Source organism: Geminicoccus flavidas (genome assembly GCF_009806515.1).
Classification (GTDB): domain Bacteria; phylum Pseudomonadota; class Alphaproteobacteria; order Geminicoccales; family Geminicoccaceae; genus Geminicoccus; species Geminicoccus flavidus.
Genome location: NZ_WUJP01000093.1, coordinates 1 through 4,463, shown reverse-complemented (window position 1 = coordinate 4,463; position 4,463 = coordinate 1). Strand labels below are relative to the sequence as shown.

The window sequence follows — 4,463 nt, the reverse complement described above, 5'->3', positions numbered from 1 at the left end:
TTGAGAACGCGGTGCGCTCGGCCGGGATGCCGCGCTTTCTGGAGCCCGGCGCGTCCGGCCCGGTGGCGGACTGGCATCTGGGGGCCGGGGCTGCGGCCAACGTGCTCGGCAGCTATGGCCGGATCTTCGACCTGATCGTGGTCGGCCGGCCGGTCGCGGACAGCCTGACGCCGTCGACCGCCGCCCTGGAAGGGGCCCTGTTCGAAGCTGGGCGCCTCCTAATGATCGCACCGCCCAGTGCCACCCGGATCGGCTTCGACCGGATCCTGATCTCCTGGAACGGCAGCACCGAGACCTCGCGCACCATCGCGCTCGCCATGCCATTCCTGGACCGGGCGAAGTCGGTGATCGTGCATACGGTGGAGAAGGGCACCGTGCCCGGCCCGTCCGGCGAGTCGCTGGCCCGGATGCTGGAGCGGCGCGGCCTCCATGTGGAGGTGGTGAACCATGCCGGCGACGACCGACCGGTCGGCAAGGTGACGCTGGACGAGGCGCAGCGCCTGGGTGCCGACTTGATCGTCAAGGGCGCCTACACCCAGTCGCGGCTGCGGCAGATGATCTTCGGCGGTGCCACCAGCTACATCCTGGCCAATGTCGAGGTGCCGGTGCTGATGTCGCATTGAGCGGCGACCGCAGCCTGCTGCTCCACGCCCTGCTGGGCCTGGCCTGCCTGCTCCTGCTGGCAGGGCAGTTCCGCCAAGGGAGCACTGCGCCCTGGCGACTGGGCTTGGTCACCGCGGCGCTGACGGGAGCGATGGCGAGCGGGCTGGTCATGCTCGCCAGCGTCGGCGGCCTGCCCAATGCCCGGTTCTTCGGCCATGTCATGCACTGGCTGGGCTGGCTGGCCGTGCTAACCTGGCTACATGTGCTGGTGCGCGCCCGCACGGCCGGCGTCCCGCCCAGGGGCGGGGTCCCGCTGTTTCTGACGGGTGCGGCTGGCCTGGCCGGACTGCTGGCGCTGCTGCAGGACCGGATCTGAACGGCCGGGAGGTATGGACGGAGCGGGGGGAACCGGGCCATCCTGGGCCTGCCGGCCCCAAGAGCCGGGTCGTGGTCGAGAGCGCCGTCGGGATCGGAACATCGAGCGCATGCGCAGACTGCTGAAGCCGGTCCGGCCGGCCCTGATCGGCGTGGCGGTGCTGCTGGTTCCGGCCGCGGTACTTGCCGGGCCGCCGGCTGGGCCCGCTCCGCCGGCGGCCATTCCGGCGGCGGTGCCCGATCCAAGTGCCAGAGAGCTGGAAGCGATCATCGACGCCGTTCGCATGCGCGTGGACGGCGCCCAGCCGGCGGCGGCGAACGATGCGCGCCAGGAGGAGCGGCTGGCCCTAGCCCAGGAGCGGGTGCGGCTGCTCGATCAGGAGGTGGGAGGGCTGCGCCAGGAGGTGGCGAGGCTGCGCCAGCAACTGACCGATGCCGACATCGCCAACCGCAGCGTCACGGCGCGCCACGACGAGCTGGCCAAGCGGCTGCGCAATGCCGAGCATGCCAGCGAGCGGCTCGCCATGGCGTTGGAGCGCCGGGAAAAGGCGCTGCGCGACGCGCAGACCGAACGCGACCGGGTGCTGGCCACTACGGGCGACGAGGTGCGGTTGGTGGAAGCCTCGGCCGTCGAGGCGCGCCGCGCGGCTGCCGAGGACGCGGCCAGTGCCTTGACCCGCGTTGCCGAGCTGGAGGCACGGCTGGAGGCCACCCAGCAGGATTTCGCGCGGCTGAACCTGGTCCTGGCCGAGCGGGACCGCCAGCTCGCGGAATTGCAGGGCGGCAAGGGCAAGGAGCGGGAGCTGGCCCTGCACGCCCAGGCCGAGCTACGGCAGCAGCTCGATCAGCTCACCGCCGAGCGGGACAAGATCCGGGTGGAGGCGGCCGCGCAGATCGCGGTGGTCGAGGCGAAGCTGGCCGATGCCGGTCGCCAGCTCGACGCGATGAGCGAGGAGGTCCGGCAGGCCTGGGCGGACCGGACCGTGGCCGAGCAGCGCCTCCAGGAACAGGCCAGCCAGGCCGAGAGCCGACTCGCTAAGGCCGAACAGGCGCTGGCCGCGGAGCGGACGGGCCGGGCCCGGGAGGTCGAGCGGCTGCAGGACGACCTGGCCCGCGCGCGCACCCGTGCCGCCGCCATGGACGGGGTGTCCCAGGAGGTCGGGCGCCATGCGGCGGAACTGGCCAAGGAACTCGCGGACATGCGCGGGGTTGCCAGTGCCTCGGTGGCCGAGGCCATCGAGCTTGGCCAGCAACTGGTGGAGGCCCTGGCCGAACTCGACACGCTGCGCCAACTCATGGCGCGGCTGGAGCTGGTCCGCTCCGGGCAGGGCGAGCCGCCTGCGGACACCGAGGCTGCCGAGGTCTGGCCGATCATGGCCACCGAGCTGGGCGACGAGCTCGAATATGGCGGGGACGCGCCCGGGCTCGACGAGGAACCGGCGGCAGCGCCACGCCTGTCCTTGCCGGTGCTAGGCCGGCTCAGCGGGCTGAAGCTGGAAGAAACGGCGGACGGCTGGATCCGGACCGTGCCCACCGGCATCGAGTTCGAACTGGGCGGGCGGCTGATCGATGCCGGCTCGGCACGCGGGCTGGAGCGGGTGGCGACCCTGATCCAGCTATCCCCCGGCGCCAGGGTGCGCGTGGTCGGCCACACCGATTCGGAAGGCGACCGCTACCGCAACCTGACCTTGTCGGTAGAGCGGGCCCGGGCGCTGCGCGACGCGCTGGCCGGGCAGTTCGAGATCGACCCGGCGCGCATCGAGGTGGACGGCATGGGACCGGACGAGCCGATCGCCAGCAACAAGACCGTCGAGGGGCGCAGCGCCAACCGGCGCGTCGAGGTGTTCGTCGCGCGCTAGCCGTGCTCGGCCAGCACGCTGCCGGCCAGGTGCAGGGAGCCGCACACCAGCACCAGCGCCGCGCCGTCGGGTGCTGACCTGACGATCTCTGCGACCGCGGCGACATGGCCCGGTGCCGTCCTGGCAGGATGACCCAGCCGCGCCGCGGTCGCCGCGAGTTCCTCGGGTACACGTGCCAGGGGCTCGTCCGGGATCGGCACCATCGTGCAGGAGGCAGCATGCGGCAGCAGTGGCGCCAGGAAGGCGTCGGCATCTTTCGTGTTCAGCATGCCCACCACCAGATGCACCGGCCGGCCGAGCGGCAGCGCGTCCAGCATCGCCGCGAGCGCGCTGGCGGCCGCCGGGTTGTGCCCGCCGTCCAGGCGCAGCTCCCAGCCTTCCGGCAGCAGTTCCGCCATCGGCCCCGACGTCAGGCGCTGCCAGCGGCCGGGCCAGCGCACGGAAGCCAAGCCCTGGGCGATGTGGGAGGTCGTCGGGCGGAGCGGATCGGGCAGCCGGCGCAGGGCCAGCGTAGCTACTGCCGCATTCACGTACTGGTGCGGCCCTTCCAACGCCGGGCGCGGCAGCTCGACGAGAGCTTCCCCGTCGCGGACGCACAGCCCGCCATGATGCAGCTCGTAGCGCCAGTCCCGGCCATGGACCGCCAGCGGGGTGCCGTTCGCTGCCGCCACGCGCTCGATCGCGGCCAGGCCTTCCGCGCTCTGAGGCGCCACCACGCAGGGCACGCCCGGCTTCAGGATCCCGGCCTTCTCGGCGGCGATCTGGCCGACCGTGTCGCCCAGATAGGATTCGTGGTCGAGCGAGACCGGGGTGATCACCGAGACGGCGGGCCGGTCGACCATGTTGGTCGCGTCCAGCCGGCCGCCCATGCCGACCTCCAGCACCAGGAGGTCGGCCGGCACCCGGGCGAACGCCAGGAACGCCATCGCGGTGGTGATCTCGAAGAAGGTGATCGGCCGGCCGGCATTGACCCGCTCGACCTCCTCCAGGAGATCGGTCAGCAGCGCCTCGTCGATCGGCTCCCCTGAGAGCAGGATCCGTTCGTTGAAATGGACCAGATGGGGGGAGACGTAGCGGTGGACGCGCCGGCCGGCCGCGGCAAGCGCTGCCGCGACATAGGCACCGGTCGAACCCTTGCCGTTGGTGCCGGCCAGATGAACGACCGGTGGCAGGTCACGCTCCGGATGGCCCAGCTCCGCCAGGATCCGCTCCATCCGGGCCAGGGACAGGTCGATCTTCTTGGGATGAAGGTCGAACAGCCTGGCCAGGACGGCGTCACTCGCCCGGCTGCGGCTCACTCGTCCGGACCAGTTCCAGGGTGGGCGCCTCGGCGGCGACCTCGACCACCGGCTCCGCCGCCACTGGCGGCTCCGGCAGGTCGCGCCGCTTGCGCAGGAGCAGGTCCAGGATCCGCACCAGCGTGGAGCGCAAGTCGAAACGGTGCACGACCATGTCGACGATGCCATGGTCGCGCAGATACTCGGCGCGCTGGAAGCCCTCCGGCAGCTTCTCGCGGATGGTCTGCTCGATCACGCGCGCACCGGCAAAGCCGATCATTGCACCCGGCTCGGCCAGCTGGATGTCGCCCAGCATCGCGAAGCTCGCGGTGACCCCGCCCGTGGTTGG

At 71.9% G+C, this 4,463-nt stretch carries 4 protein-coding genes and 1 pseudogene; 3 read left to right on the top strand and 2 right to left on the bottom strand.

Features of this window, described 5'->3' with window-relative positions; genetic code table 11:
• The 3 genes from EQG76_RS02455 to EQG76_RS31530 all read left to right on the top strand — a co-directional run.
• On the top strand, positions 1 to 623 hold a 623-nt coding region (locus EQG76_RS02455), incomplete at its 5' end, for a universal stress protein (protein WP_235031172.1).
• Positions 620 to 979: a hypothetical protein gene (locus EQG76_RS02450; RefSeq protein WP_159710293.1), complete on the top strand. Its 360-nt coding sequence runs from the start codon at positions 620 to 622 to the stop codon at positions 977 to 979. The genes EQG76_RS02455 and EQG76_RS02450, both read left to right, overlap by 4 nt.
• 109 nt (positions 980 to 1,088) lie before the next feature.
• Positions 1,089 to 2,837 (top strand): OmpA family protein, encoded by a 1,749-nt coding sequence (locus EQG76_RS31530; RefSeq protein WP_200840498.1) that lies wholly within the window; start codon positions 1,089 to 1,091, stop codon positions 2,835 to 2,837.
• On the opposite strand, the gene EQG76_RS02440 is transcribed toward EQG76_RS31530, so the two are convergent.
• Together EQG76_RS02440 and EQG76_RS02435 are read right to left on the bottom strand one after the other, a co-directional pair.
• Positions 2,834 to 4,135 carry a bifunctional folylpolyglutamate synthase/dihydrofolate synthase gene (locus EQG76_RS02440; RefSeq protein WP_235031171.1) on the bottom strand — a complete coding sequence of 434 codons (1,302 nt, stop codon included), beginning with the start codon at positions 4,133 to 4,135 and terminating at the stop codon, positions 2,834 to 2,836. The two genes, EQG76_RS31530 and EQG76_RS02440, sit on opposite strands and share 4 nt — an antisense overlap.
• Positions 4,113 to 4,463: pseudogene (locus EQG76_RS02435) on the bottom strand (acetyl-CoA carboxylase carboxyl transferase subunit beta); the annotation flags it as partial. The pseudogene EQG76_RS02435 and the gene EQG76_RS02440, both read right to left, overlap by 23 nt.